The sequence below is a fragment of the Paraburkholderia sp. SIMBA_027 genome, assembly GCF_046535315.1.
GTDB classification, from domain to species: Bacteria; Pseudomonadota; Gammaproteobacteria; order Burkholderiales; family Burkholderiaceae; genus Paraburkholderia; species Paraburkholderia tropica.
The window spans coordinates 1-238 of record NZ_JAWRWY010001558.1 but is presented as its reverse complement, the minus strand read 5'-3'; the positions used below and the strand labels follow the sequence as shown (position 1 = coordinate 238).

1 pseudogene is annotated in these 238 nt (G+C 66.0%); it reads right to left on the bottom strand.

Annotated features, from left to right (window positions below):
- Positions 1–169: pseudogene (locus SB764_RS44415) on the bottom strand (glucose-6-phosphate isomerase); the annotation flags it as partial.
- Positions 170–238: the final 69 nt, after the last annotated feature.

Sequence of the window (238 nt, the reverse complement as noted above, 5' to 3'; positions counted from 1 at the left end):
GGTTCTTCGACAAGTCAGCCGCAAGGCCGCCGCCGGGAATCGTGAAGCGTTCGGCACGGGTCGGCGCGCGGTCGTTTTCCGGCGCGAACCAGTCGCGCAGGCGGGCATGGCGGATTTGTTCGAAGTGGGATTGAAGGGCAGTCCAGGCGGGGAGCGAATTCAGCGTCATGGCGGTTCGAGTGAAGCGTGAATCGGGAGGAATGCCGCGCCGGCTCATCGGGATCGGAAGGCCGGCGGA